The sequence below is a fragment of the Nocardiopsis sp. NPDC057823 genome, from assembly GCF_042797335.1.
Classification (GTDB): Bacteria; Actinomycetota; Actinomycetes; order Streptosporangiales; family Streptosporangiaceae; genus Nocardiopsis; species Nocardiopsis changdeensis.
The window spans coordinates 34,488-58,195 of sequence record NZ_JBHVLR010000016.1 but is presented as its reverse complement, the minus strand read 5'-3'; the positions used below and the strand labels follow the sequence as shown (position 1 = coordinate 58,195).

The window sequence follows — 23,708 nt, the reverse complement described above, 5'->3', positions numbered from 1 at the left end:
CCCGCCGGGTCCGCGGGCACCTCCGCAGCGGCCCGCGGTGCCCCCTGGCGCACGCGCGCGATCGAGACGGCCCACCTGATGACCTCGCTCGCGCTGTCGCTGTTCTACCTGGTGCCCGCGACCCTGATGGTCGTCTCCGCCTCCTGGGTGGGGTTCGTCATCGCCCCGGGCACGAACGGCCCCCTCCAAGGGGGGCCGCTGAACATCCTCACCGAGGCCCTGGCCATGGTGGTCCTGCTGCCCGCCGCCGCGACCCTGCTCTCCCGGCTGGCCTGCCGGGTGCAGCGGCACCGGCTGGGCACGGTCTTCGGGATCGTGGAGACCGCGCCGCCCGACCCGCTGGCCCCCGACGGCCGCTGGTCGCGGCTGTGGCGGTTCGTGTTCGGGCGCGAGGCCTGGTCCATGGTCGTGTACACCACCGCCGCCGGCCTGCACGGGCTGCTGTTCGGCGGGATCGTGGTGGCCCTGGTGGTGTGCGGACTGGCCGTCGCCGTCGGCGCCCTGGTCGGCATCGTGTTCATCCTCGTCCAGGGCCAGCCCTCCGACCTGGCCGGCCCGCTGGTCCAGGTGGTCCTGGCCCCGCTGTCCGTGCTCGTGGGGGTGCGCCTGGCCCCGTACGCGGTGTCCACCGAGGTGGCGCTGCACCGGGCCCTGCTGTTCGACGCCCCCGAGGTGCGCATGCGCCGCCGCCTGTCCCACGTCCAGGACAGCCGCCTGCGCATGGTCGACGCCGCCGAGGCCGAACGGCGCCGCATCGAACGCGACCTGCACGACGGCGCCCAGCAGCGCCTGCTCGCCCTGACCCTGACCCTCACCCGGGCCCGCGCCCGCGTGGGCACCGACCCCGGCGCCGCCCTGGAGCTGATCACCGAGGCCCAGCGCGAGTCCCGCGAGGTCATGGAGGACCTGCGCGAGGTCGCCCGCGGCCTGCACCCCCGCGTGCTCACCGACCGCGGCCTGCCCGCCGCCCTGCCCGTGGCCGCCGGACGCTCGCCCGTCCCGGCCAAGGTCGAGGTGGACCTGCCCGAACGCCCCTCCGCGCGCGCCGAGGGCGTCGCCTACTACGTGGTGTGCGAGGCGCTCACCAATGTCGCCAAACACTCCGGCGCCTCCCGCGTCACCGTGTCCGCCCACCGCGTGGAGCGGCCCGCCCGCCAGGGCGGGGACCTGCTGCGGGTCGCCGTCACCGACGACGGCGCCGGCGGCGCCGAACCCGACTCCGGCAGCGGCCTGTACGGCCTGTGGGACCGGGTGGACGCCGTCGACGGCGTCCTGACCGTGCACAGCCCGGCCGGTGAGGGCACCGTCCTGACCGCCGACATCCCTTGGGAGGCATGAGAACCGTGTTCCACGGCCACGACGCGCGAACGGTCCCCTACGGGGCCGCGCAGGACACCGGGGCCCCGGACAGGGGGCCGCGGGTCATCATCGCGGAGGACTCGGTGCTGCTGCGCAGCGGCATGGTCCGGCTCCTGGAGGACGCCGGGGTGGAGGTGCTGGCCCAGGTCGGCGACGCCGACACGCTGATGGCCGCCATCGCCGAGCACCCGGACGTGGACCTGTGCCTGGTGGACATCCGCATGCCGCCCACCTTCTCCGAGGAGGGCATCAAGGCGGGCATCCGCATCCGCGAGGAGCACCCCGACGTGGCGGTGCTGCTGCTGTCCCAGCACGTGGTGAGCCGCTACGCCGCCGAACTGTTCGGCGGACGCGACATGTCCAGGGTCGGCTACCTGCTCAAGGACCGGGTCGCCGACATCGACGAGTTCCTGACCGTGCTGCGCCGTGTGGCCGGCGGCGGCGCGGCGATCGACCCCGAGGTGGTGTCGCAACTGCTCAGCGGACACCGGGGCAGCGCCCTGGACCGGCTCACGCCCAGGGAGACCGAGGTGCTGGAGGTGATGGCGCAGGGCCTCAACAACGCGGGCATCGCGGCCCGGCTGACCGTCACCGAGCGCGCGGTGGAGAAGCACATCCGGTCGATCTTCACCAAGCTCGACCTGGGCCAGGACGACCACGACCACCGCAGGGTGCAGGCGGTCCTGCACTACCTGCGCGACCACGACCGGAACTGACCGGCACCGGGACACAAGGGGGCGAGAGCCCGAACGGAGAGGAAGACAGTGAGTTTCAAGGCACGGGGCCTGTACGCCTCGTCGAGCAAGGAACCCGGCACGGGGTTCCGCATCGGACCGTGGCTGGTGCTGGGCGGCGTCCTGGTGGTGGCCCTCATCGCGGTCACCGCGGTCTCGGTCCTGGGCAACGTGGGCGTGGACCGGGGGGACCGGCGGGACTCCTTCGCCGCCCCCGAACGCGTGGTCGTCGAGAACGGCACCGGGGGCCGGGTGGCCTTCTCCGCCGCCGGGAACGACGAGGTCCAGGTGGACCGGGAGCTGCGCGGCACCCCCCTCACCGAGCCCGACGAGGACATCGAGGCCGAGGGCGGGGACTTGCGCATCGAGGCCGAGTGCTCGGGCGTGTGGTTCCTGGGCGGCTGCTCGATCGACTACGACATCGCGGTGCCCGCCGGGGTGGCCGTGCTGGTGGAGACCATCGGCGGCGAGGTCACCGCCACCGGCATCGAGGGCGGGGTGGAGGTGTCCACCGTCAGCGGGGCCGTGGAGCTCGCCGACATCACCGGCGACGTGGAGGTCGAGACCACCAGCGGCCGGATCGAGGCCGAGGGGGTCACCGGGTCCGCGGAGCTGGAGTCCACCAGCGGGGCCGTCAGCGCCTCCGGCGAGGGCGAGCGGCTGCGCGCCGTCAGCACCTCGGGCGACGTGGACGTGACCGGGTTCGCCGCGCAGTCGGTGGAGGCCGAGTCCACCAGCGGCGGGGTGGCCGTGGGCGGCGGGTTCGACACCGCCGAGATCTCCTCGGTCTCCGGGAGGGTGGAGGTCGCCACCGACGCCCCGTTCCGGACCCTGGTGGTGGAGACGACCAGCGGCTCCGTCGACGTCCGGGTCCCCTCCGGCGACTACGACGTGACCGGCGAGTCCGTCTCGGGCGGGCGCGACATCGAGGTGGGCACCTCCTCCGACGGCCCGCGCGTCCAGGTGGACACCGTCAGCGGCGGCGTCCGGGTCCACGGGGGCTGACGCTCAGCCGCGGGTGAAGCGCAGCGCCGCCCAGTCCGAGTCGATCGGCACCTGGGCGGCGGGGCGCCACCCGTCGTCGACCAGGACGTCCCAGCCCCGGTCCGAGCGCAGGTCGGTGATGATGGTGCCGCCGGGCTGGGGGTAGCACACCCACACCGCCGCGGCCGGGGACAGGGTCTTCAGGATCGGGTGGACCTCGCGGTCCACCGTCGCGCGGTCCAGCGCGAACAGGTGCACGGAGTCGTACTCGGCCCCCTCGATGGGGCCCAGGTCGATGTGGGTGTCGGGCGGCGGCTCCAGCAGCCGCAGGTACCGCTCGGGGGCGTTGAGGACGAGCAGCCGGTCCCCGGCGCGGACCCCGAGCCTGTGGGCGAGCGTCTCCGACATGTCCCCCTCCGATTCCTGCGGACGGACCCCTTCGCGTCCTAGGGGACACGGTAAGGGCCCGGCGGCCGGAAACCGAGGACCTGCCCCCCGTCGACCCGGAGATGACCGGGTTTTTAGGATGCCCCCGGCCGGGGCCCCGGACCGGGGCCGTGGGGCGCGAATCCGCCGGGAGAAGGGCGATCCCGCCCCCCGGGGACGGCCGGGGGCGTATCCGCCCCGGCTCCCGCCGCCCGGTCCGGGGCGTATCCGCCCCTCTCCGACCCGCGTTTCCCGCGGGGCCCCGGCGTGCGATGTGTAGCCGGAGGGCGGCACGGGTAGGCGCGGCCCCAACCGAGGAGACGACCGGCTTCGAGGAGGCTTGGTGATGCACTCGAACGAGGCAGCGGGCGGGGCCGGAAAGGTCGAAGAGCTGGCCGGGACCGCCCGGGAGGCGGCCGGGGAGGTCGCGTCGACAGCGGGAGAGCAGGCTCGCTCCTTGACCGCGGAGGCCCGTTCGGAGGCCGTGCACGTCGCGGAGGACGTCCGGTCGCGGCTGCGCGAGGAGGCCCGGGAGCAGACCCGGCGGGCCTCGCAGAACCTGCGCCAGTGGTCCGACGAGCTGTCGTCCATGGCCGACCAGGGGGTCCCCGGGTCCCCGGTGCGCGACGTCGTGCGCCAGGTGGCGCAGGGCGGGCAGGGCGCCGCGGACTTCCTGGAGCGGCGGGGGATCGACGGCCTGATCGAGGAGACCAAGGACTTCGCCCGCCGCAGGCCGGTGGCCTTCCTGGCCGGTGCGGCACTGGCCGGGTTCGTGGCCGGGCGCGTCCTCAAGGCGTCGTCCGACTTCACGGACCAGGGCGGGGACGAGCGGCCCGAGGCGGCCGGCTCCGGTGAGCGGACGCCGAGGCCGCGCCAAGGGGACACCGGGCCCGACACCCCGGCCGAGTGGCTCCACCGCCACGAGGAGGGGCATCCCGGGGCGTCCGGCCACGAGCCGCCCGGATACGGCGCCCCGGAGCCGGACGAGGTCGCTCCGCCGCCCGCCGCCCCCGGTACGCCGGGGCGGCCCTACTGAGGGAGGCCGACATGGCGACAGTTCCGCAGCCACCGCCGCGCGATGAGGACGACGGGCGCGACCCCACCTTCTCCGAACTGCTCGGCAAGGTGACGGGCGACCTGCAGACCCTGTTCCGGCAGGAGGTCGCCCTGGCCAAGGCCGAGGTCCGCGAGGAGGCGGTCAAGGCCGGCAAGGCCGCGGGCCTGCTCAGCGGCGCCGGGTTCTCCGCCTACATGGCGCTGCTGCTGCTCAGCCTCGCCGCGGTGTTCGGGCTGGCGGTGTTGATCGGATCGGGCTGGGCCGCGCTGGCCGTGGCCCTGGTGTGGGCGATCGTCGCCCTGATCCTGTTCGTCACGGGCCGCAAGCGCATGCGCGAGGTCTCGCCCAAGCCCGAACGGACCATCGAGACCCTGAAGGAGGATGTCCAATGGGCGAAACACCCGACGAGATAAGGCAGGACATCGACCGGACCCGCACCGAACTGGTCCACGACTCCGACCGGCTCGTGGACCGGGCCCGGCCCGGCAGCATCGCCGACCGCGGCACCCGGCGGATCCGGGACAGGGGCCGCAGGCTCAAGGAGCGGGTCATGGGCGCCGCCCCCTCCCGCGACGAGGTGACCGGGCGGGTCCGGCACACCGCCGACCAGGCAGCCGACCTGGCCAGGTCGGTGCCCGAACAGGCCGTGCGTCGGACCCAGGGCAGCCCCGTCGCCGCCGGGCTGATCGCCTTCGGCGCCGGCTTGCTGGCCGCCTCGGTCCTCTCCGAGAGCCGTGCCGAGCAGCGGGCCGCCCAGCGCCTGGGCGAGCACGCCGGCGAGGCGGTCGAACCGGTCCGCCGGGCGGTGGCCGAGTCCGCCGAACACGTGAAGGAGCAGGCCGTGGAGTCCGCGCGGACCGCGGGCGAGCACGTCAGGGACAGCGCCGCCGAGGCCGCGCGCACCACCGGTGAGCACGCCCGGCACGAGGCCGGGGCTGCCGCCGAGGAGATGCGCGGTTCCTGACCCGGCCGCCCGCGCACGTTCCGTCGTGCCCCGGGCACCGGGGCGACACGACGGGGCCGGACGGGACGGCGGCGGCCGGACGTCCGCCCGGCCGCCGCCTCTCCCGGCCGGTGTGCGAGGACCCGGCGGCCGGGGACGAACGAGGAAGGAGCGGAAGATGGCGGGACACGATCCCGAAAAAGCGCGTGCGCGGGACTCCGCCCGGCAGGAGGCCGACGCGCCGACCCACATGCCCGCCTCCTCGTGGTGGGCCTCCCTGCGCCGGACCGTGACCGAGTTCCGCGCCGACTCCCTGACCGACCTCGCCGCCGGTCTCACCTACTACGCGATCCTGGCCCTCTTCCCGGCGCTGTTCGTGCTGGTGTCCCTGGTGGGCCTGGCCGGTCCCGAGGCCACGCGGACCCTGACCGAGAACATCGCGGGGACCGTGCCGGCCGACGTCGGCCGACTCCTGACCACGGCGATCGAGAACCTGCAGGCCAACCGGGCGGCGGCCGGGATCTTCGGTCTGGTCAGCCTGGCCGTGGCCCTGTGGTCGGCCTCCGGCTACATCGCGGCCTTCATGCGCGCGTCCAACGTCGTCTACGACGTCCCCGAGGGACGGCCGATCTGGAAGACGCTGCCGATCCGTGTCGGCGTCACCCTGCTGATGGTCGTGCTGCTGACCCTGACCGTGGTCGGCGTCACCCTCACGGGGGGCGTGGCGGAGCGGCTCGGGAACCTGCTGGGGCTCGGGCCGACCGCGGTGACGGTCTGGAACATCGCCAAGTGGCCCGTGCTGCTGTTCATGGTGGTGTTCATGATCGCGCTCCTGTACTGGGCCTCGCCCAACGCCAGGCGCGGGTTCCGGTGGGTCAGCCCCGGGAGCGTGCTGGCGATCGTGCTGTGGATCCTGGCCTCGGCGGCCTTCGCCTTCTACGTGGCCAACTTCGCCTCCTACGGCAGGACCTACGGCAGCCTGGCGACGGTGGTGATCTTCCTGGTGTGGCTGTGGATCAGCAACATCGCGATCCTGCTCGGCGAGGAGTTCAACGCCGAGATCGAGCGCGGACGGGCCGTCTCCGGGGGACTCCCCGAGGGCGTGGAGCCCTACGTCGAGATGCGCGACGATCCCAAGGACGGGCGCGGGCGCCGTCCGCGGGACCAGGGGCACGAGGGGGGTGTCCCGCGCCAGGGGATGTCCCGGGAGGACCGCCACCGGGAGCAGCACCGCTCCTGAGGTTCCCCGGCCCCGGCGCGCGAGGCTGCCCGCGCGCCGGGGCCCCTCCGTGTCCGGGCCCGCGGCGGCGGCCGGGGCGGGCCCGGGGACCCGCCCCCCGTCGACCCGGAGACGACCGGGTTTTTAGGATGCCCCCATGACAGATGAGAACGGCGTACTGCGCTGGGGCGTGCTCGGCACGGGCGGGATTGCCCATTCCTTCATGGAAGGCCTGCGGGCCACCCCCACGGCGCGGGTCACCGCGGTCGGCTCGCGCACATGGGAGCGCGCCCAGGAGTTCGCCGCCGCCTGGGACGTGCCCCGCGCCCACGGCTCCTACGCGGAACTGGCCGCCGACCCCGACGTGGACGTGGTCTACGTGGCCACCCCCCACCCCTGGCACCACCCGCACACCCTGCTGTGCCTGAACGCGGGCAAGCACGTGCTGGTGGAGAAGCCGATGGCGATGAACGCCCTCCAGGCCGCCGAGATGACCGGGGCCGCCCGCGACAACGGCGTGTTCCTCATGGAGGCGATGTGGACGCGCTTCCTGCCCGCCCACCGCCTGGCCCGCGAGCTGGTCGCCGACGGGGCGATCGGCGAACTGCGGCAGATCTCCGCCGAGTTCGGCGTCAACGCCCCCTACGACCCCGACCACCGGCTGTTCAACGCCGACCTGGGCGGCGGCGCCCTGCTCGACCTGGGCGTGTACCCCCTGATGCTGGCGTCGTGGTACCTGGGGGAGCTCACCGTGGTGGGGGCCACCCGCCGGCTGTCGCCGGACCACATGGTGGACACCCACACCACGGTGCTGGTGCGCGGGGAGCAGGGGGCGACCGCCACCCTGTCGTGCGCCTCGCTCACCACCCTGCCGGACCGGGCCGTGCTGGCCGGGACACAGGGCAGGGTGGAGCTCCCGCTGTTCTGGGCGGCGACCGAGGTGGTCCTGCACCGCGAGGGCCGCGAGCCGGAGACCTTCGAGCGCCCCTTCCGGGCCAACGGCTACGAGTACGAGGCCGAGGAGGTCGCCCGGTGCGTCGCCGCCGGGCTGTCCCAGAGCCCGGACATGCCCTGGGAGGAGAGCCTGCGCCTGGCCGCGCTCACCGACAAGGTGCGCGACATGGGCGGGCTGGTGTACAGCGCGCCCACCGTCAAGGCCGTGCCGCTGTGAGCAGGTCCGCGGTGTCGGGGTGGACCGGCGCGGCCCCGCCGCGCCGGGGCCGCCCGCCCAGGGCCGGCATGCGCCGCACCCGGGAGCGGGCGGCGCGGGCCAGGGCGCAGCGCGCCAGCGCCGCCGCGTCCAGGTGCGCCACCACCATGAGGGCGTCCTTGGGGCCGACGGTGCGGGCGAAGAGGTCGTCGATGTCGCTGTGCCCGCTGCGCGGCCGCACCCCGTAGACGTCGCCCTCGAACACCCGGTAGGCGTCGCGCACCACCAGGGTGTCGGGATCCAGGCCGGGGCCGTCGCCGAGCCAGTCCGCGGCCTCGGCCGCCACGCGCCGGACCCGTGCGGGGAGGGCCCGGCGCGTGTTGGGGAAGACCCGGTGCGGGCCCAGGCCGTGCAGCCACCCGGCGTAGACGGCGGGGTGGCGGGTGCGCATGACCACGTCCATGCCGCGCAGCGGCCGGGTGCGGATCTCCCGGGTGAGGAAGTGGGTCATCAGCGCCGAGGTGAGCCCGGTGCGGCGGTGGGCGGGCACCACGCCGGTGGCGTCCAGGTACAGGGCGGGTCGCCCGCCCAGCCGCAGCCGGTGGTAGCCGCCCCAGCCCACGGGGACCCCGCCGTGGTCCAGGATCAGGGCCAGGGAGGTGACGCGGTCGAAGAACCCGCCCTCGACGCGGGCGTGCCAGTAGGCGGAGTGGTCGGCGCCGAAGGCGCGGGCGGCCAGGCCGCGCAGGATCATGTGGAGGCGTTCCCGCCGGTCCGCCGACAGGGAGGCGGGGGAGTCCCAGCGGGCGATCCGGTAGCCGGGGCACAGGTCGCGGACGGTCGGCGGGGGGTCGAGGGCGGGCGTCGGTCGGAGGGCACGGTCCCGGGTGAGCACGCGGATCCCACTTTCATCACTCTAGGAAGTCATGTAACTGCCCACAGTAGTTGTTCTGGGATGTGCCCGCTCGGACTTCCCGCAGGAGGCCCCCGCGGGATCAGTCGGCGGCCCGGCGCAGGCGGGCGGCCAGGGCGGCCATCTCGGTGCGCAGCTCCTCCGGTTCCTCCACCCGCATCTCCACGTCGAGCATGGCCAGGTAGCAGGCCATGGTTTGGAGCGAGTCCCCCGCGACCTCCAGGACGCAGGAGGTGTCGTCGACCGGCTCCAGGCGGCCGTACTCGCCGATGCCGCGCCCGGCGGCCTCCTCGGCGCCGATGAGCAGCCGCACCCGGGCCCGGTGCGGCCACATGTGGAAGTTCATTCGCTCGGCCAGGTAGGCGGCCACCCCCTGCTCGGGCGGGTCGCGCGGGGGCACCCGCGGCCCGGTCGGGGTGAGCGGGCGCATCCGGTCCACCCGGAAGGTGCGCCAGTCCTCGCGCTCGTTGTCCCAGGCCACCAGGTACCACAGCCGCCCCCGGGAGACCAGGCGGTGCGGCTCGGTGACGCGGCGCGAGACGGTGCCGTCGTGGCGCTCGTAGTCGAAGCGCAGCCGCTCCCCGTCGCGGCACACGCCCGCCACCAGGGCCAGCACGTCGGCGTCCACGCTGGGGCCCCGGCCCGGCATGGGGACGGTGAAGGTGCCCAGGGCGTCCACCCGGCGGCGCAGCCGCGAGGGCAGCACCATGAGCAGCTTGGCCAGGGCGCGCACCGAGGTCTCCTCGATACCGCTCACCCCGCCCTGGGCGGCGGTGCGCAGGCCCACTGCGACGGCGACGGCCTCGTCGTCGTCCAGCAGCAGCGGCGGCAGGGCGGCGCCCGCGCCCAGCTGGTAGCCGCCGCCGGTGCCCATGGTGGCCTGGATCGGGTAGCCCAGCTCCCGCAGCCGGTCCACGTCGCGGCGCACGGTGCGGGCGCTCACCTCCAGGCGGTCGGCGAGCTCGCTCCCGGGCCAGTCCTTGCGGGTCTGGAGCAGGGACAGCAGTCGCAGCAGGCGTGAGGACGTGGTGGTCGACATACCCGCAGTCTGCCAGGAGTGCAGGACAGGATGTGTCCGCTACCGGTGGGGGATCAGGGCGGCGGCCAGGTGCAGCGCCGCCGCCGCGCCCAGGCACGCCGGGAGCGAGACCTGGGCCAGCGGCCCGGCCAGGGCGGCGCCGGCGGCGAACGCCGAGATCTTCAGGCTCGCCCCGGTGGTGAACACCCGCGCCCGCAGGCGGTCGGGCGCCTCCCGGTGGCGGATCGCGAACAGGGCGGTCAGCTGCGGCCCCTCGGCGGCGCCCACCAGGGCCAGGCACACCAGCAGTGCCGGCGGCGCGGCCGCGAGCGCGGCGCCCGCCGTGCCGAGCCCCTGGACGCAGACGCACACCCGCAGCAGCGCGTCGGGGGAGAGCGCGCCGGGGCGGCGGGCGAGCAGGAGGTTGGCGGCCAGCGAGCACACCGCCATCCCCGACAGCAGCAGCGCCCCCTGCTCGGCCCCGCCCAGCAGGCGCGACCCCAGCAGCGGAGCGCACACCACGAGCATCCCGGTTCCGGCGATGGACAGCGAACTGGAGGCGGTGGCCCGGCGCAGCGCCCCCGGGGCGAACACCGCGCGCACCCCCTCCCACAGCCCGGGCAGGACCGGGCCGGCGGCGTGCGCCGCCGGGGTGCCGGGCAGCGCGAGCGCGGCCGGGACCGCCAGGGCGATGAGCACCGCCGCGGCGACCACAGCGGCGCCGGCACCGGCCCCCGCGGCCACCACCCCCGCCAGCGCCGGACCCAGCAGGGAGGCGGCGCCGAAGGTCATCGCGTCCCAGGCGTCCGCCCGGGCGCGCCACCGGGCCGGCGCCACCCGGGGCAGCTGAGCCGTCCACCCGCCCGAGAGCACCGGGCCGAGCAGCCCCACCGCCACCGCCGCGCCGACCGCCCACGGCAGCGGGACCCGGCCCAGCGCCAGGGCGATGAGCGCGAACCCGGCCGCGTACCCGCCCAGCGCCCACGCCAACACGCGCCCCGGCCGCCGCGAGCGGTCCAGCAGCGCGCCCACCAGCGGCCCGCCCACCGCCGCCGCCCCGGTCAGCCCGGCGAGCAGCGCCGATCCGGCCACGGCCTCACCGGTCAGCGCCACCCCCAGCAGGAGCAGCGCGGGCCCCGACATCTCGTCGCCCGTCCGGGCGGCCGTCGCCCCGCCCAGGTACCTCATCACGTCGCGCACGGACCGGACGCTACGGAGTAACGCCTCAAAACAGAAGAGGCGTTACAGTGGCCGCATGCCGACCTCCACCGCCCTGACCGGCCGCTCGGTGCGGGCCGTCGCCGCCCGCACCGCCGACCTCGTCAACGCCCTGGCCGCACCGGACACGGACCCGGTCCGCGTGGAGGAGGTGCTGCGCGCCCACGGCGAGGACGACCCCGTCACCGGCCGCGACCTCGCCGCGCTGCGGGAGGCCGCCGCGCGGATCCGCGGCGTCCTGGAGGCGGGCACCACCGCGGCGGCCGCCGCCAAGGTCAACGCCCTGCTGGCCGCCGCGCACCCGCCCCGGCTCACCGACCACGGCGGCGCCTCCCACTGGCACGTCCACACCGACTCCCGCGACGACGCGCCCCTGGCGGAGTGGTTCGCCGCCTCGGCCGGCCTGATGCTGGCGCTGCTGCTCACCGACCGCCAGCGCCCGCCGGGCGGGGTGTGCGGGGCCGAGGGCTGCGGCCGGGTGTTCATCGACACCGGCAGCGGCAGCGCGCGCCGGTTCTGCTCCAAGCGCTGCGCCACCCGCTCCCGGGTGCGCGCCCACCGCGCCCGCGCCTGACCGGGAACCCGGGTGCGGCACTCCCAGGAGCGCCGCGGCCTTCCCCCGGCCGTCCGCGGCCGCGAGGGTGAACCCCATGAGCACACACGCAACGACCACCGAAGACACCGACGGCACCCCGGGCGCGCACGGCACGCACAAGGTCGTCCTGGTGACGGGCGCGGGCAGCGGGATCGGCGAAGCCGTGGCCCGGCGGCTCGCCGGCCAGGGGCACACCGTCGTCCTCACCGGGCGCCGCGCGGACCGCCTGCGCGCCGTCGCCGACGAGCTCACCGGCGCCGGGCACACCGCCCTGGCCCGCACCCTGGACGTGACCGACCGGGCCGCCTTCGCCGACCTGGTCGCGGACGTGATCGCCGAACACGGGCGCCTGGACGTCCTGGTCGCCAACGCCGGGGTGATGCTGCTCTCCCGCCTGGAATCGCTGCTCGTCGACGAGTGGGACCGCATGTTCGACGTCAACGTCAAGGGCCTCTACAACGGGATCGCCGCGGTGCTGCCGCGCTTTCGCGACCTGGGCTCGGGGCACGTCGTCACCATCGCCTCGATCGGCGCACGCGAGGTCGTGCCCACCTCGGCGGTCTACTCCGCCACCAAGTTCGCCGCCCGGGCCCTGACCGAGGGGCTGCGCCTGGAGTCCGACCCCTCGATCCGGGTGACCACCGTCTCCCCGGGGGTCGTGGAGTCCGAGCTCGCGGACCACATCACGGACCCGCACGCGGCCGGACTCATGGTCGGGTACCGGGCGGCGAGCATCCCGGCCGACGCCATCGCCCGCGCCGTGGCCTACGCCGTGGACCAGCCCGCCGACGTGGACGTCAACGAGATCGTCGTGCGCCCGGCCGCCCAGCGCTGAGCCCTCACCGGGCCCAGCGGTCGATCCAGTCGGCGACGCGCTCCATGAGCAGCTCCCCGGCGGCCTCGCCCTCTGTCAGCGCGAGCAGCGAGAACGCGTGCGGCAGCCCCTCCAGGACGTCCACCCGCACCCGGGTGCCCGCCGCGTGCGCGGCCGCGGCGTAGCGCAGGGTGTCGTCCAGCAGGGCCTCGGCCCCGCCGACCACCATCAGCAGCGGGGGCAGGCCCGCCAGGTCGCCGTGCAGAGGCGACTGCGGAGCCCGGTCGCGGGCGGCCCCGCCCAGGTAGCGGCCGGTGAGGTCGGCGATGAGGGCGCGGTCCACCCCCGGGTCGCCCGGGGTGTCGGCGGACAGCGAGGGGCTGCCCAGGGTCATGTCGGTGACGGCGGACTGGGTCACCACGGTCCCGGGCGGCGGGTCCCCCGCCGCCTTGAGCACGAGCAGCGCGGACAGGGCCAGCGCCGCGCCGGAGGACTCGGCGACCACCGCCACGCGCCCGGGCGCGAACCCCTCGGCGAGCAGGTAGCGGTAGGCGGCGACCACGTCGTCCAGGGGGGCGGGGAAGGGGTGGTCGGGCGCCAGCCGGTAGTGCACGGCCAGGGCGGGGCGGCCGGTGGCCGCCGACAGCCGCCGGGCGGCCGCCGTGATCAGCCCCGGGTCGCGGTGGACGAACCCGCCGCCGTACACGTACAGCAGCACGCCGCGTTCACGGGAGGCGCCCGGGGCGTTCGCCCACACGCCTCCGGGCGCGGGCTCGCCCCCGCTGTCGCGCAGGGGGGCCGGGTCGGTCAGGGCCGCCGACACCCGGGCCGCGGCCTCGGGGTCGGTGGGAAGGCGGTGGACGTCCATGGAGGACAGGTCTACCGCCTTCCCCTTCGTCCTGTCATCGGATTATCGGCTCAATCGGCCACCACGGCCACGGCCTCCACCTCCACGAGCTGGTCGTCGTAGCCCAGGGCGGCCACGCCGAGCAGGGTGGAGGGGGCGTCGTGGTCGCCCATGTGGGCGCGCACCACCTCCCAGGCGGCCACCAGGTCCTCCTGGCGGGGGGAGGCGACGTAGACGGTGGTCTTGACGATGTCGGCGAGCGAGGCCCCGGCGTCGGCCAGGGCGGTGCGCAGGTTGCGCATGACCTGCTCGGCCTGGCCCGCGACGTCGCCGACGGCGACGGTGGCCCCCTTCTCGTCCAGGGGGCAGGCCCCGGCGGTCCACACCGCGCGCAGGGGGCCGTTGACGGTGGCGGCGTAGGCGTAGTCGACGTCGGGGGTGAGGGTGGCGCTGCGGACGAGGCGGACGGCGGACATGGGTCTCCCGGGGTCGGTGGTGTTCTCACCCGTCTCCAACGCGGAAGGGGCGGCGGCGGTTCTGGTTTCTGCCGACGGCAGATGCGTCAAGATTCCTTGACAGGAAAAGCGTGTCAACATATCTTGACACCATGGAAGAGGGAATGCCGCTCGACCCGGCCACCGGCCTGACCGCCGTCGCCGCACTGCGCAAACTCGCCGACCACCTGGAGTCCCTGCACGTGCGCGCCGCCCGCGAGCAGGGCCTGTCCTGGCAGGAGATCGCCGACCGACTGGGCGTCACCCGCCAGGCCGTCCACCAGAAACACGCCCACCGGGAGTGACACCGTGTTCGAACGCTTCAGCCGCACCGCCCGCGCCATCGTCTCCGACGCCGTCGCCACCGCCGCCGAGCAGGGCGACGCCAAGGTCGGACCCGCCCACCTGCTCCTCACCCTGGCCCGCGCCGGCGGCACCGGCGCCCGCATCCTCGCCGACGCCGGGATCACCCCCGCGATGCTCGCCGACCCGCCGACCGGCCCCGCCGGGCTCAACGACCGGGAACTGCACGCCCTGCGCGCCGTGGGCATCGACACCGACGCCCTGTTCCGCCGCCTGGAGGAGGCCTTCGGCCCCCAGGCCCTGACACCGCCCGCCGAACCCGCCCCGCCCAAACGGCGCGGCCGCCTGGGCGGCCCCTTCGACGCCAGGGCCAAGAAGGTCCTGGAGCTGTCCCTGCGCGAGACCATCGCCGCGGGCCACACGTCCATCGACTCCGCCCACATCCTGCTGGCCCTGCTCCGCCAGGGCCTGCCCGAACCCGCCGCCTCGGTCCTGGCCGAACACGGCCTCACCTACGACCACGCCCGCGACCGCACCCGCGAACTCCTCGACGAGGCCGCCTGAGACCCCGCCCGAAGCCGACCGGGTGACCCGTGCCCCCGCCCGGCGCGGGGACCGTGACGCCGTGTCACTGGTGGGGGCGGCCCGGCCCCCGCCAGACTGGGAGCGCGCCGCGCCGGGTCCGCGGGCCGGCGCGCCGACGGCCGCGGACACGGGGGGACGCGCATGGGGCCGGAGCAGACCGAGGAGACCCAGGGGCGCCTGCGCAGGCTCAACATGGACATCGTGTCCGGGGCGATCGCCGCCGTCGGCGCCCTGCTGATCGCGACCGACGCCGGGACCTGGCAGGAAGCGGTCATGATGGGCGCGGCCCTGGCCGTGACCATGCTCATCGTCAACCGGTGGGCCGCCGGCCGCGAGCCCCGCGCCGCGGTCCTCCTCCCCGGCCTGGCCTTCGTCGCGGCCGTGTGGGTCTTCGGGGTCCTGACCGCCGATTCCGCCACGGCCGTCTACAGCGTCGCGGCCGTGGCCACCATCACCGTCTCCGAACTGTCGCGCCGCCCCAGGACGGCCACCGCGGCGCTCGTCGCCGCCGGCGCGGCCCTGGTCGCGGTCAAGGCGGCGCTGGCGCCCGAGGGCCCCGTGGAGGCCGCGCTCCGGTACGGGGTGGCCACCGCGGCCGTCGCCGCGACCGGGTTCGTCCTCGTCTCCCTGGTCTTCGCGGTCCGCGACATCCTCACCGAGCTGGAGCGGGCCCGCGAGCGCGAGGCGGAGGTGGCCGTCATGCGCGAGCGCGTGCGCTTCGCCGGCGACCTGCACGACATCCAGGGCCACACCCTGCACGTGGTCAAGCTGAAGGCGGCCCTGGCCCGCAGGCTCCTGCGCACCGACACCGACCGGGCCGAACGGGAACTGGGCGAGGTCCACGACCTGGTCGGGGACACCATCGCCCGGACCCGGGAGCTCGCCTACGCCCAGCGCAGGCTCAACCTGTCCGCGGAGCTGGAGAACGCCAAGAACCTGTTCGAGGCCGCGGGCATCCGGGTGGAGGTGGAACGCGAGGGAGAGGTGGACGAGCGCTCCGCGGAACTGGTCGGCCAGGTGCTGCGGGAGACCACCACCAACATCCTGCGCCACGCCCAGGCCGGCCGGGTGGGGATCACCCTGGTCGAGACGGGCATCATCATCACCAACGACGGCGCGGGCCGGGGCCCCACCCCCGCCCTGCGCGGGCTGGCCGCCCTGGCGGAACGGGTCGCCGGGGCCGGGGGCACCCTGACCGCGCGGCGCGAGGACGGCCGCTTCCTGACGGCCGTGTCCTTCCCCGCCGCGGACACCGGCCGCTGACCACGACCCCGAGAGGACGCCCATGACCACCACCGTGGTGCTCGCCGACGACGAGGCCCTGCTGCGGTCGGCACTGGCGGCGCTGCTGCCCCTGGAGGGGGACATCTCCGTGCTCGCCGAGGCCGCCGAGGGGGCCCAGGCCGTGGAGGCGGTACTGCGGCACCGGCCCGACGTGCTCGTCATCGACCTGGAGATGCCCGGCACCGACGGCCTGGAGGCCGTCGCCAGGCTGCGGCGGGAGCACCCCGGACAGGTGGTCCTCATGCTGACCCGGCACGCCCGCCCCGGGGTGCTGCGCCGGGCGCTCAAACTGGGGGTCCAGGGCTTCGTCAGCAAGGCGGCCGATCCCGCGCACATCGCCGAGGTCATCGCGGCCCTGCACGCCGGCAGGAGGTGGATCGACCCGGACGTGTCGGCGCTGGCCGTCATCGACGACTCCCCGCTCACCGACCGGGAGGTCGACGTGCTGCGCGAGACCCGGGAGGGGTACTCGGTCGCCGAGATCGCCGCGCGCCTGCACCTGGCCGAGGGCACCGTGCGCAACTACCTGTCCAACGCGATGCACAAGACCCAGACCCGGACCCGGCACGAGGCCGCCCGCTACGCCCGCGAACACGACTGGCTCTGACCGGGGCGGGCACCGCCCGCCCCGGTCCCGGCCTCAGGCGCGGCGGCGGGCCCGCAGCACCGAGTCGTGCAGGACGGCCCCGTGCCCGCCCCGGTCGACCTCGCGGCTGCGGGACTCGCTCACCAGCACCTCCCACTCCCTCCCGTCGAGGCCTTCGGCGATCTCGGCGGCACCCACCCGCGAGTGCTCCAGCGACCCGCCGTGCCCGTGGCCGTGGTCGTCGGCGTGGTCGTGGCCGACGATGAACAGCGTGCCGCCCGGGGCCACCGCCGCCGCCAGCCGGTCGAAGAACGCCCGGTACCCGCCGGTGGGGTGCGCGTAGTGGCTGCACACCAGGTCGAACCCGGACCCGGGGATCTCCTCGGTCAGGTCCGCGCGCACCCAGGTGATGCGCCCGGCCACAGCCGTGTCCAGCGCGGCCGCGCGCTCGCGGGCGGCGTCCAGGGCCGCCTGGGAGATGTCCACGGCCGTCACCTCCCACCCCTGCCCGGCCAGCCACCGGGCCTCGGCCCCGGTGCCCGCCCCGGCGTCCAGCGCCCGCCCCGGGGCCAGCCCGGACACCTCGGCCACCAGCTGCGGGTTGGGCGGCGCGCCGTACCCGTGGCCGTGCTCCCGGTAGCGGTCCTCCCAGTAGGCCCGGTCGAACTCCTGCCCCATACGTCCCCCTCGTTCCATTCCTGCGTCACAGTCCGTGGCGGCTCTCGCCCGCCACCGCCTCGTGCACCCGCGCCTCGGCCCCGGCCGAGAACGGCCGCCGCGCGCGCATCCGCTCGACCGCGCGGTCGGTCTCCTCCATGACCAGGTCGCCGTTGATCTGCGCGCCCGCCATGGTGCCCGCCGCGGCGGCCGCGCCGACCTGGGCCGTCAGGTCGGTGACGTTGCCCGCCGCCCACACACCCGGCACCCCGGTGCGGCCGCCGGCCTCCACCGGCACGTGCTCGCCCACCCCCATCGGGTGCTCCCGCACCTCCAGTCCCAGGGCGGCCAGGAAGCCGGCGCGCGCCACCATGCGGGTGGCCACCGCCACGGCGTCGCGCTCCACCACCCGGCCGTCGGCCAGGCGCACCCCGCTCAGGCGGTCGCCGTCGGTCTCCACCGCGACGACCTCGCCCTCGACCACCTCCACGCCGCGCGCCTCCAGCCGCTCGCGGTCCTCGGCGCCGATGGGCGCCGCGGTGTGGGCGAAGAACACCACGTCGTCGCTCAGCTGCCGCATCAGCAGGACCTGGTGCACCGACATCGGGCCCACGGACAGCACACCGATGCGCTGCCCGCGCACCTCCCAGCCGTGGCAGTAGGGGCAGTGGATCACATCGCGCCCCCACCGCTCCCGCAGACCCGCCACGCCGGGCAGCTCGTCGACCAGGCCGGTGGTCACCAGCAGGCGGCGCGAGCGCAGGGTGCGCCCGTCGCCCAGCGCCACCGCGAACAGGCCGTCGTCGCCGCGGGAGGCCCCCACGACCTCGCCCTCGACCACCACACCGCCGTAGGAGCGCAGCTCCTCGCGGCCCCGGGCCACCAGCTCGCGGGGGGAGACCCCCTCCCGGCCCAGCAGCACGTGCACACCCTCGGCGGGGGAGTTGCGGGGCTCGCCCGCGTCCACCACCACCACCGAGCGGCGCGACCGGGCCAGGGCGACCGCCCCGCTCAGCCCGGCCGCACCGCCGCCGATCACCACCACGTCGTAGTCGTAGGCGCCGTTCTCCGTCACCTCGATCACCTCCACGGCCAGGATGCGGCCCGGCCCGCAAAAAACACAAAAATCTTTGCCGCAATGGCAAACGGCCTGGAGGTGAGGCCGGTCACAGGTCGGGGACCAGCACGCTCAGGCAGGTCACGCACGCCTCCAGCTTCTCGAACTCGGAGATGTCCACCGGCAGCACCCGCCACCCCTGCCCGGCCAGCTCGTGGACGGTGCCGTGCGCCGCCGCGCTGATCAGCACGTCCCGGCCGCCCAACGGCAGCACGTGCGCCCCGGGCTCCTCCGCCGGACGGCGCACCGGCGGCAGCGCCGAGGCGTCCACCAGCTCCTCCAGCCCGATGAGGGTCCCGTCGCCCAGCGCCGTCACCGCCGACTTCAGGTGCAGGACCGCGCCCAGCGGCACCCGCCGCACCTCCCGTCCCAGCGGCTTGAGCAGCCGCTCCAGCTGCGCCGCGCCCGCCTCGTCGGTGCGCCCGCCCAGGCCCACGTACACCGTGGCGCCCACCTGGAGCACGTCGCCGCCGTCCATCACCCCCGGCGCCTCGATCCGCGCCACCCGCAGCCCCAGCCGCCGCACCGCGGCCTCCACCCCGTCGACCTCCCCGCGCCGCTCCGGCGCACCCGACCGGGTCAGCACCGCCAGGTCCCCGCACACCACCACCGAGTCCTCCACGAACACCGAGTCGGGGTGCTCGGGCGCCGGTTCCACCTCGAACACCCGCCACCCCGCCGAGGACAGCACCTCCTGGTAGATGGTGTACTGGCGGGCGGCCAGCACCGGATCGACCTCCACCCGCTCGATGTGGGTGACGATGCCCTGCGCCAGGCCCGGCCCGGGCCGGCGCATCAGGGCGACCCCGGGAGAGTGCGTGTTCACGTGTTCTACCTCCGGAAACGGGTGTGCTCCTCGCTGGAGCGCACAACCTATCGCCGCTGCCTACCCCGCCCCCGGATACGGCACGCGGGTCTTTCGGCTCGTTCGCGCCGCACCGCGCCCGGCGGGGCCTCCCCGCCCACCGCGCGGACCGGGCCCGGGCCCCGACACGTGCCCGAACGCTTGGAGGGCACCGCACCGGCGGCATAGTGTGGTCGACCGCCCCGGAGGACCCCTGGAGGATGCGATGGACGTGATCGTGGTCGGCGGCGGCATCGTCGGCGCCAGCGCGGCGTTCCACCTGGCCGGCAAGGGCGTGTCCACCGCGCTGGTGGACTCCGCCCACACCGGGCAGGCCACCGCCGCCGGGCAGGGCGTCGTCTTCCCCTGGCCCTTCCCCTGGGAGGACCCCGGGATGCAGGCCTTCAAACGGGGCGCCGCCGCCCACCTGCCCGCGCTCATCGCCGAACTCGCCGACGACGGCCAGGCCACCGGGTACGAGCGCGTCGGCGGCATGTCCGTGGACCTGGAGGGCGACGACGCCGGGTACGACCTGGTCTCCACCCTGGCCGCCATGCCCGGGTACGAGGGCATGGGCCGGGTCGAGCGCCTGGCCCCGGGCGAGCCCCGCGAACGCTTCCCCCTGCTGGACGCCGCCTACCGCGGCGTGTACGTCGAGGGCATGGCCCGCGTCCACGGCAGGGTGCTGCGCGACGCCCTGTTCAACGCCGCCGAGGAGCGCGGCCTGCACTACCGCAAGGGCGACGCCCACCTGCTGTGGAACGGCCGCAGGGTCACCGGGGTGCGGGTGGGCGGCGAGGACCTGGAGGCGCCGGCGGTGATCGTGGCGGCCGGGGCCTGGTCCGGGCGCCTGCTGTCGGTGGCCGGGGTGGAGCTGCCGGTGTTCCCGGTGCGCGGCCAGATGACCCACTTCGCGCTGCCCGGGACCGACACCCGCCCCTGGCCGGTGGTGCGCTTCGGCGAACATCAGAGCCACACCGTCGCGTTCGGCCCCGACCGCGTCGTCACCGGGGGCACCCGCGAGCCCGAGGCCGGGTTCGACCGCCGCGTCACCGCCAAGGGGCTGGCCGAGAACCTCACCTCGGCCCTGGAGCTGATGCCCGGCCTGGCCGACGCCACCGTGGTGGAGACCCGGGTGGGCTTTCGCCCCGGCACCCACGACGGGCTCCCGCTGCTGGGCCCCCTGGAGCGGCTGCCCGGGGTGATCGTGGCCACCGGCCTGGGCGGGGAGGGCCTGTCCCTGGGCGCCTACCAGGGCGCGGTCGCCGCCCGCCTGGCGATGGGCCGCGAACCGGGACAGGACCTGGCGGCCCTGCGCCCGGACCGGCCGACCGCCCCGGCCTGACCGCGCGGACCGCCGCCCGGGCGGTGCCGGGCCGGTACTGAGTAGGCGTACTCAGGCGCGCCGCCCGCGCCCCGGAGACCATGGGCCCATGAACCCGTTCGCCCCCACCCCCCGGTCCACCCCCCAGTTCTACCTCCAGTCCGTGGTCTCCTTCGCCGCCGCCTCCGTCGGCCTGGGCGTCGGAGTGGTCCTCCTGCCCGTCGACCTGTGGATGCGCGCCTTCCTGGGCATGGGCCTGCTCTACGTCATCACCGCGACCTTCACCCTGGCCAAGTGCGTGCGCGACCGCCAGGACGACCAGGCCGCCGCCGCTGCCGCCCGCCAGTACCAGGAGTGGAACGGCACCGAGCAGGTCCCCCAGCCGCGCTGAGCCGCCGGTTCCGGGCGGGGACGGCGCCCGGAACCGGTGTCAGGCGTTGGGCGGAAGAGCGGTCCCGGCGCCCCGGCGGCGCGGCCGCAGCAGGTCGTGGCGCTCGGCGGGCAGGGTCGGCTCTCCCGCCCCCTGCACCTCGAACCCGGCGTCGGCGATCATCTCCAGGTCCGCCCTGCCCGCCTGTCCCTCGCTGGTGAGGTAGTCGCCCAGGAACAGCGAGTTGACGATGTGCAGCGCCAGCGGCTGCAGGGTGCGCAGGTGGATCTCCCGCCCGCCCGCCAGGCGCACCTCCACGTCCGGGAACACGAACCGGGCCGCGGCCAGGATGCGCAGGCACCGCTGCGGGGTCAGCTCCCAGGTGCCCTCCAGCGGGGTCCCCTCGAACGGCATGAGGAAGTTGACCGGCACCGAGTCCGGGCCCAGCTCCCGCAGCGCGTACAGGGCGTCCACCAGGTCGTCGTCGCCCTCGCGCATCCCCGCGATCAGCCCCGAGCACGGCGAGAGCCCCGCGTGCGCCGCCCGCTCCACCGTCTCGACCCGGTCGGCGAACCCGTGGGTGGTGCAGATGTCGGCGTACCGCTCCTCGGAGGTGTTGAGGTTGTGGTTGTAGGCGTCCACACCCGCCTCCCGCAGCCGCTCGGCCTGCCCCTGCGACAGCAGCCCCAGGCAGGCGCACACCTCCACCCCCGGGTGCTCCCTCTTGATGTCCTCGACGGTGGGGGCCAGCCGTTCCACGTCCCGGTCGGTGGGCCCGCGGCCGGACGCCACCAGGCACACCCGGGTGGCCCCGCCCCGCACCCCCTGCGCGACCGCCTCACGGGTCTGTTCGGGCTTGAGCCAGGTGTACTTGACGATCTCGGCCCGCGAGCCGAGCCGCTGGGAGCAGTAGGAGCAGTCCTCCGGGCACAGGCCGCTCTTCATGTTGACGAGGTAGTTCAGCTTGACCCGGCGGCCGAAGTAGCGCAGCCGCACCCGGAAGGCGGCGGCGACCACGTCCATCAGGTCGTCGTCGGAGGAGCCCAGGACGGCGCGCAGTTCGTCGCGGGAGGGGGGTTCTCGGCGCAGCGCCTTGTCGGCGAGGTTCTGGTAGGTCGTCACAGCACACGATCCTGAGGGCGCGGCCCCGGTCCGCGCACCCCCCGGACGCGCCAAAAACACCGGTCGACTTCTTGTAAGGGCGCACCCGTTCCCGCCCCGGGCCCGGGTGGCCGCGCGGGCCCGCCCCGCCGCGCACAGGCCACGCCCCGCCCCCGAACGGGCCAAGCGTCGGCCATCGTTGCCCCGCCACCGGTAGCGCATCCGTGACGCATCGTGGGTAGGAGGACCACCCTGGAGAGAACGCCCACCGGAAGGAGCGAACGTGAGCACCGTCAACGGGGGAGCGGGGGCGGACGTCAACATCGTCCACGTGACCATGATCGCCGCCGCGGCGGCCATGGGCGGATTCCTGTTCGGCTACGACAGCGCCGTCATCAACGGCGCCGTCGACGCCATCCAGGCCAGGTTCGAGGTCGACTCGGCGACCCTGGGATTCACCATCGCGTCGGCGCTGCTGGGCTGCGTGCTGGGCGCCGCCACCGCGGGGTCGCTGGCCGACCGGTTCGGACGCATCCGGGTCATGCAGGTCGCCGGCGTGCTCTTCGCGGTCAGCGCCATCGGGTCGGCCCTGCCCTTCGGGGTGTGGGACCTGACCGTCTGGCGCGTCCTGGGCGGCGTCGCCATCGGCATGGCCTCGGTCATCGCCCCCACCTACATCGCCGAGGTCTCGCCGGCCGCCTACCGCGGCCGCCTGGGCTCCCTGCAACAGCTCGCCATCGTGCTGGGCATCGCCTGCTCGCAGCTGGTCAACTACGGCATCGCCCAGATCGCCGACGGCAGCGCCCACAACACGATCGGCCCACTCCAGGCCTGGCAGTGGATGCTGGGCGTGGAGGTCCTGCCCGCCCTGCTCTACCTGCTGCTGAGCCTGCTCATCCCCGAATCCCCCCGCTACCTGGTCCGGGTGGGCCGGCTCGACAAGGCCCGCACCATCCTCGCCGAGGTGGAGGGCGGCGGCTCCGAGCGGGTCGAGCGCCGCATCGCCGAGATCCGCCGGGCGCTGGGCTCGGAGGTGCGCCCCAGGCTGAGCGACCTGCGCGGCCCCTACCTGCTGCTGCCCGTGGTGTGGATCGGCATGGCCCTGTCGGCGTTCCAGCAGCTGGTCGGCATCAACGTCATCTTCTACTACTCCTCCTCGCTGTGGCAGTCGGTGGGCGTCGCCGAGTCCGACTCGCTGCTGCTGAGCCTGTTCACCTCCATCGTCAACATCGTCGGCACCGTCATCGCCATCTCGCTGGTGGACCGGATCGGCCGCAAGCCCCTGCTGCTGGTGGGCTCGGCCGGCATGACCCTGGCCCTGGCCACCGCCTCCTACGCGTTCGGGCACGCGGTCGTGGAGGGGGACGCGGTGAGCCTGCCGTTCGCGTGGGCGGCCGTGGCGCTGGTGGCGGCCAGCGCGTTCGTCCTGTTCTTCGCCCTGTCCTGGGGTGTGGTCGTGTGGGTGCTGCTGGGCGAGATGTTCCCCCTGCGCATCCGCGCCGCGGCCATGGGCGTGGCCACCGCCACCCAGTGGCTCGCCAACTGGCTCATCACCGTCACCTTCCCCAGCATGCGCGACTGGACCCTGAGCGGCTCCTACCTCATCTACGCGGGGTTCGCCCTGCTCTCCCTGCTGTTCGTGTGGAGGTTCGTCAAGGAGACCAAGGGCAAGACCCTGGAGGAGATGACCGGCTGACACCCGGCGCCGCCCACCCCGCACGCCCGGGCCCGGACCAAGGCCCGGGCATGATCGCCCCCGGGTTCGC

The 23,708-nt window shown here is 75.1% G+C and carries 27 protein-coding genes; 17 read left to right on the top strand and 10 right to left on the bottom strand.

Annotation, left to right across the window (positions count from 1 at the left end):
• Positions 1 to 78 precede the first annotated feature (78 nt).
• The 3 genes from ACFVNO_RS23140 to ACFVNO_RS23130 are packed head-to-tail and all read left to right on the top strand — an operon-like array spanning position 79 to position 3,098.
• Entirely contained in the window at positions 79 to 1,338 is a 1,260-nt protein-coding gene (locus ACFVNO_RS23140; RefSeq protein WP_378895755.1) for a sensor histidine kinase, read from the top strand.
• Complete coding sequence (locus ACFVNO_RS23135; RefSeq protein WP_355261069.1) at positions 1,335 to 2,075, top strand: response regulator transcription factor; 741 nt, start codon at positions 1,335 to 1,337, stop codon at positions 2,073 to 2,075. The genes ACFVNO_RS23140 and ACFVNO_RS23135 overlap by 4 nt, the downstream gene beginning before the upstream one ends.
• Before the next feature lie 48 nt (positions 2,076 to 2,123).
• Positions 2,124 to 3,098: a DUF4097 domain-containing protein gene (locus tag ACFVNO_RS23130; protein WP_378895627.1), complete on the top strand. Its 975-nt coding sequence runs from the start codon at positions 2,124 to 2,126 to the stop codon at positions 3,096 to 3,098.
• A gap of 3 nt (positions 3,099 to 3,101) precedes the next feature.
• On the opposite strand, the gene ACFVNO_RS23125 is transcribed toward ACFVNO_RS23130, so the two are convergent.
• Entirely contained in the window at positions 3,102 to 3,485 is a 384-nt protein-coding gene (locus tag ACFVNO_RS23125) for a hypothetical protein (RefSeq protein WP_355261075.1), read from the bottom strand.
• Between the two features lie 364 nt (positions 3,486 to 3,849).
• Here ACFVNO_RS23125 and ACFVNO_RS23120 point away from each other — a divergent pair, with 364 nt between their 5' ends.
• From ACFVNO_RS23120 to ACFVNO_RS23100, 5 genes are all read left to right on the top strand, one after another.
• The gene (locus ACFVNO_RS23120; RefSeq protein WP_378895625.1) at positions 3,850 to 4,539 is read left to right on the top strand and encodes a hypothetical protein; all 690 of its coding nucleotides are present in this window, start codon (positions 3,850 to 3,852) and stop codon (positions 4,537 to 4,539) included.
• Positions 4,540 to 4,550: 11 nt separating this feature from the next.
• Positions 4,551 to 4,973 carry a phage holin family protein gene (locus ACFVNO_RS23115; protein WP_355261081.1) on the top strand — a complete coding sequence of 141 codons (423 nt, stop codon included), beginning with the start codon at positions 4,551 to 4,553 and terminating at the stop codon, positions 4,971 to 4,973.
• On the top strand, positions 4,949 to 5,524 hold the full coding sequence (locus tag ACFVNO_RS23110) for a DUF3618 domain-containing protein (RefSeq protein ID WP_355261084.1): 576 nt from the start codon (positions 4,949 to 4,951) through the stop codon (positions 5,522 to 5,524). Before ACFVNO_RS23115 ends, ACFVNO_RS23110 begins: the two co-directional genes overlap by 25 nt.
• 229 nt (positions 5,525 to 5,753) lie before the next feature.
• Positions 5,754 to 6,743, top strand: coding sequence for a YihY/virulence factor BrkB family protein (locus ACFVNO_RS23105; protein ID WP_355261806.1), 990 nt, complete (start codon positions 5,754 to 5,756; stop codon positions 6,741 to 6,743).
• 136 nt (positions 6,744 to 6,879) lie between these two features.
• The gene (locus ACFVNO_RS23100) at positions 6,880 to 7,893 is read left to right on the top strand and encodes a Gfo/Idh/MocA family oxidoreductase (RefSeq protein ID WP_355261087.1); all 1,014 of its coding nucleotides are present in this window, start codon (positions 6,880 to 6,882) and stop codon (positions 7,891 to 7,893) included.
• Here the strand turns inward: ACFVNO_RS23100 and ACFVNO_RS23095 are convergent.
• From ACFVNO_RS23095 to ACFVNO_RS23085, 3 genes are all read right to left on the bottom strand, one after another.
• A complete protein-coding gene (locus ACFVNO_RS23095; protein WP_355261090.1) occupies positions 7,874 to 8,767 on the bottom strand; it encodes a GNAT family N-acetyltransferase in 894 nt (297 codons plus the stop codon). The two genes, ACFVNO_RS23100 and ACFVNO_RS23095, sit on opposite strands and share 20 nt — an antisense overlap.
• 100 nt (positions 8,768 to 8,867) lie before the next feature.
• On the bottom strand, positions 8,868 to 9,824 hold the full coding sequence (locus ACFVNO_RS23090) for a YafY family protein (protein WP_355261093.1): 957 nt from the start codon (positions 9,822 to 9,824) through the stop codon (positions 8,868 to 8,870).
• A gap of 39 nt (positions 9,825 to 9,863) precedes the next feature.
• Entirely contained in the window at positions 9,864 to 11,003 is a 1,140-nt protein-coding gene (locus ACFVNO_RS23085) for an MFS transporter (RefSeq protein ID WP_378895621.1), read from the bottom strand.
• Between the two features lie 55 nt (positions 11,004 to 11,058).
• On the opposite strand from ACFVNO_RS23085, the gene ACFVNO_RS23080 reads away from it, so the two are divergent.
• Positions 11,059 to 11,595, top strand: a complete 537-nt coding sequence (locus ACFVNO_RS23080; protein ID WP_378895619.1) for a CGNR zinc finger domain-containing protein — start codon at positions 11,059 to 11,061, stop codon at positions 11,593 to 11,595.
• Between the two features lie 76 nt (positions 11,596 to 11,671).
• On the top strand, positions 11,672 to 12,451 hold the full coding sequence (locus tag ACFVNO_RS23075; RefSeq protein ID WP_355261102.1) for an SDR family oxidoreductase: 780 nt from the start codon (positions 11,672 to 11,674) through the stop codon (positions 12,449 to 12,451).
• 4 nt (positions 12,452 to 12,455) lie between these two features.
• Here ACFVNO_RS23075 and ACFVNO_RS23070 read toward each other — a convergent pair whose 3' ends face one another.
• Both ACFVNO_RS23070 and ACFVNO_RS23065 read right to left on the bottom strand, forming a co-directional pair.
• Positions 12,456 to 13,298, bottom strand: a complete 843-nt coding sequence (locus ACFVNO_RS23070; protein ID WP_378895617.1) for an alpha/beta hydrolase fold domain-containing protein — start codon at positions 13,296 to 13,298, stop codon at positions 12,456 to 12,458.
• A 50-nt stretch (positions 13,299 to 13,348) separates the two neighbouring features.
• Positions 13,349 to 13,753 carry a RidA family protein gene (locus ACFVNO_RS23065; protein WP_378895615.1) on the bottom strand — a complete coding sequence of 135 codons (405 nt, stop codon included), beginning with the start codon at positions 13,751 to 13,753 and terminating at the stop codon, positions 13,349 to 13,351.
• A 131-nt stretch (positions 13,754 to 13,884) separates the two neighbouring features.
• On the opposite strand from ACFVNO_RS23065, the gene ACFVNO_RS23060 reads away from it, so the two are divergent.
• The 4 genes from ACFVNO_RS23060 (at position 13,885) to ACFVNO_RS23045 (ending at position 16,550) form a co-directional block, all read left to right on the top strand.
• Complete coding sequence (locus ACFVNO_RS23060) at positions 13,885 to 14,076, top strand: hypothetical protein (RefSeq protein WP_378895613.1); 192 nt, start codon at positions 13,885 to 13,887, stop codon at positions 14,074 to 14,076.
• A 4-nt stretch (positions 14,077 to 14,080) separates the two neighbouring features.
• Positions 14,081 to 14,638, top strand: coding sequence for a Clp protease N-terminal domain-containing protein (locus tag ACFVNO_RS23055; protein ID WP_355261114.1), 558 nt, complete (start codon positions 14,081 to 14,083; stop codon positions 14,636 to 14,638).
• Between the two features lie 162 nt (positions 14,639 to 14,800).
• Positions 14,801 to 15,922: a sensor histidine kinase gene (locus ACFVNO_RS23050; RefSeq protein WP_378895611.1), complete on the top strand. Its 1,122-nt coding sequence runs from the start codon at positions 14,801 to 14,803 to the stop codon at positions 15,920 to 15,922.
• A 22-nt stretch (positions 15,923 to 15,944) separates the two neighbouring features.
• Entirely contained in the window at positions 15,945 to 16,550 is a 606-nt protein-coding gene (locus tag ACFVNO_RS23045) for a response regulator transcription factor (RefSeq protein ID WP_220561090.1), read from the top strand.
• Between the two features lie 33 nt (positions 16,551 to 16,583).
• Here the strand turns inward: ACFVNO_RS23045 and ACFVNO_RS23040 are convergent, their stop codons facing one another.
• The 3 genes from ACFVNO_RS23040 to ddaH form a co-directional block, all read right to left on the bottom strand.
• Positions 16,584 to 17,207: a class I SAM-dependent methyltransferase gene (locus ACFVNO_RS23040; RefSeq protein ID WP_378895608.1), complete on the bottom strand. Its 624-nt coding sequence runs from the start codon at positions 17,205 to 17,207 to the stop codon at positions 16,584 to 16,586.
• 25 nt (positions 17,208 to 17,232) lie between these two features.
• The gene (locus tag ACFVNO_RS23035) at positions 17,233 to 18,276 is read right to left on the bottom strand and encodes an NAD(P)/FAD-dependent oxidoreductase (RefSeq protein WP_378895606.1); all 1,044 of its coding nucleotides are present in this window, start codon (positions 18,274 to 18,276) and stop codon (positions 17,233 to 17,235) included.
• Positions 18,277 to 18,352: 76 nt separating this feature from the next.
• Positions 18,353 to 19,099, bottom strand: a complete 747-nt coding sequence (gene ddaH / locus ACFVNO_RS23030) for a dimethylargininase (protein ID WP_378895753.1) — start codon at positions 19,097 to 19,099, stop codon at positions 18,353 to 18,355.
• Between the two features lie 274 nt (positions 19,100 to 19,373).
• Here ddaH and ACFVNO_RS23025 point away from each other — a divergent pair, with 274 nt between their 5' ends.
• Complete coding sequence (locus tag ACFVNO_RS23025; protein WP_355261129.1) at positions 19,374 to 20,492, top strand: FAD-dependent oxidoreductase; 1,119 nt, start codon at positions 19,374 to 19,376, stop codon at positions 20,490 to 20,492.
• A gap of 88 nt (positions 20,493 to 20,580) precedes the next feature.
• Entirely contained in the window at positions 20,581 to 20,862 is a 282-nt protein-coding gene (locus tag ACFVNO_RS23020) for a YiaA/YiaB family inner membrane protein (RefSeq protein WP_378895604.1), read from the top strand.
• Positions 20,863 to 20,901: 39 nt separating this feature from the next.
• Here the strand turns inward: ACFVNO_RS23020 and bioB are convergent, their stop codons facing one another.
• A complete protein-coding gene (gene bioB, locus ACFVNO_RS23015; RefSeq protein WP_355261135.1) occupies positions 20,902 to 21,963 on the bottom strand; it encodes a biotin synthase BioB in 1,062 nt (353 codons plus the stop codon).
• A 262-nt stretch (positions 21,964 to 22,225) separates the two neighbouring features.
• Between bioB and ACFVNO_RS23010 the strand changes: the two genes are divergently transcribed.
• Complete coding sequence (locus tag ACFVNO_RS23010) at positions 22,226 to 23,638, top strand: sugar porter family MFS transporter (protein ID WP_378895601.1); 1,413 nt, start codon at positions 22,226 to 22,228, stop codon at positions 23,636 to 23,638.
• Positions 23,639 to 23,708 lie beyond the last annotated feature (70 nt).

What these genes read in the sequence shown, in the direction of transcription:
- ACFVNO_RS23125 (WP_355261075.1), bottom strand. Translation starts at nt 3,485, where the DNA reads ATGTCGGAGACGCTCGCCCACAGGCTCGGGGTCCGCGCCGGGGACCGG.
- ACFVNO_RS23140 (WP_378895755.1), top strand. Translation starts at nt 79, where the DNA reads ATGACCTCGCTCGCGCTGTCGCTGTTCTACCTGGTGCCCGCGACCCTG.
- ACFVNO_RS23045 (WP_220561090.1), top strand. Translation starts at nt 15,945, where the DNA reads ATGACCACCACCGTGGTGCTCGCCGACGACGAGGCCCTGCTGCGGTCG.
- ACFVNO_RS23100 (WP_355261087.1), top strand. Translation starts at nt 6,880, where the DNA reads ATGACAGATGAGAACGGCGTACTGCGCTGGGGCGTGCTCGGCACGGGC.
- ACFVNO_RS23105 (WP_355261806.1), top strand. Translation starts at nt 5,754, where the DNA reads ATGCCCGCCTCCTCGTGGTGGGCCTCCCTGCGCCGGACCGTGACCGAG.
- ACFVNO_RS23040 (WP_378895608.1), bottom strand. Translation starts at nt 17,207, where the DNA reads ATGGGGCAGGAGTTCGACCGGGCCTACTGGGAGGACCGCTACCGGGAG.
- ACFVNO_RS23060 (WP_378895613.1), top strand. Translation starts at nt 13,885, where the DNA reads ATGGAAGAGGGAATGCCGCTCGACCCGGCCACCGGCCTGACCGCCGTC.
- ACFVNO_RS23110 (WP_355261084.1), top strand. Translation starts at nt 4,949, where the DNA reads ATGGGCGAAACACCCGACGAGATAAGGCAGGACATCGACCGGACCCGC.
- ACFVNO_RS23050 (WP_378895611.1), top strand. Translation starts at nt 14,801, where the DNA reads ATGGGGCCGGAGCAGACCGAGGAGACCCAGGGGCGCCTGCGCAGGCTC.
- ACFVNO_RS23090 (WP_355261093.1), bottom strand. Translation starts at nt 9,824, where the DNA reads ATGTCGACCACCACGTCCTCACGCCTGCTGCGACTGCTGTCCCTGCTC.
- ACFVNO_RS23020 (WP_378895604.1), top strand. Translation starts at nt 20,581, where the DNA reads ATGAACCCGTTCGCCCCCACCCCCCGGTCCACCCCCCAGTTCTACCTC.
- ACFVNO_RS23120 (WP_378895625.1), top strand. Translation starts at nt 3,850, where the DNA reads ATGCACTCGAACGAGGCAGCGGGCGGGGCCGGAAAGGTCGAAGAGCTG.
- ACFVNO_RS23075 (WP_355261102.1), top strand. Translation starts at nt 11,672, where the DNA reads ATGAGCACACACGCAACGACCACCGAAGACACCGACGGCACCCCGGGC.
- ACFVNO_RS23115 (WP_355261081.1), top strand. Translation starts at nt 4,551, where the DNA reads ATGGCGACAGTTCCGCAGCCACCGCCGCGCGATGAGGACGACGGGCGC.
- ddaH (WP_378895753.1), bottom strand. Translation starts at nt 19,099, where the DNA reads ATGCGCCGGCCCGGGCCGGGCCTGGCGCAGGGCATCGTCACCCACATC.
- ACFVNO_RS23065 (WP_378895615.1), bottom strand. Translation starts at nt 13,753, where the DNA reads ATGTCCGCCGTCCGCCTCGTCCGCAGCGCCACCCTCACCCCCGACGTC.
- ACFVNO_RS23135 (WP_355261069.1), top strand. Translation starts at nt 1,335, where the DNA reads ATGAGAACCGTGTTCCACGGCCACGACGCGCGAACGGTCCCCTACGGG.
- ACFVNO_RS23070 (WP_378895617.1), bottom strand. Translation starts at nt 13,298, where the DNA reads ATGGACGTCCACCGCCTTCCCACCGACCCCGAGGCCGCGGCCCGGGTG.
- ACFVNO_RS23080 (WP_378895619.1), top strand. Translation starts at nt 11,059, where the DNA reads ATGCCGACCTCCACCGCCCTGACCGGCCGCTCGGTGCGGGCCGTCGCC.
- ACFVNO_RS23025 (WP_355261129.1), top strand. Translation starts at nt 19,374, where the DNA reads ATGGACGTGATCGTGGTCGGCGGCGGCATCGTCGGCGCCAGCGCGGCG.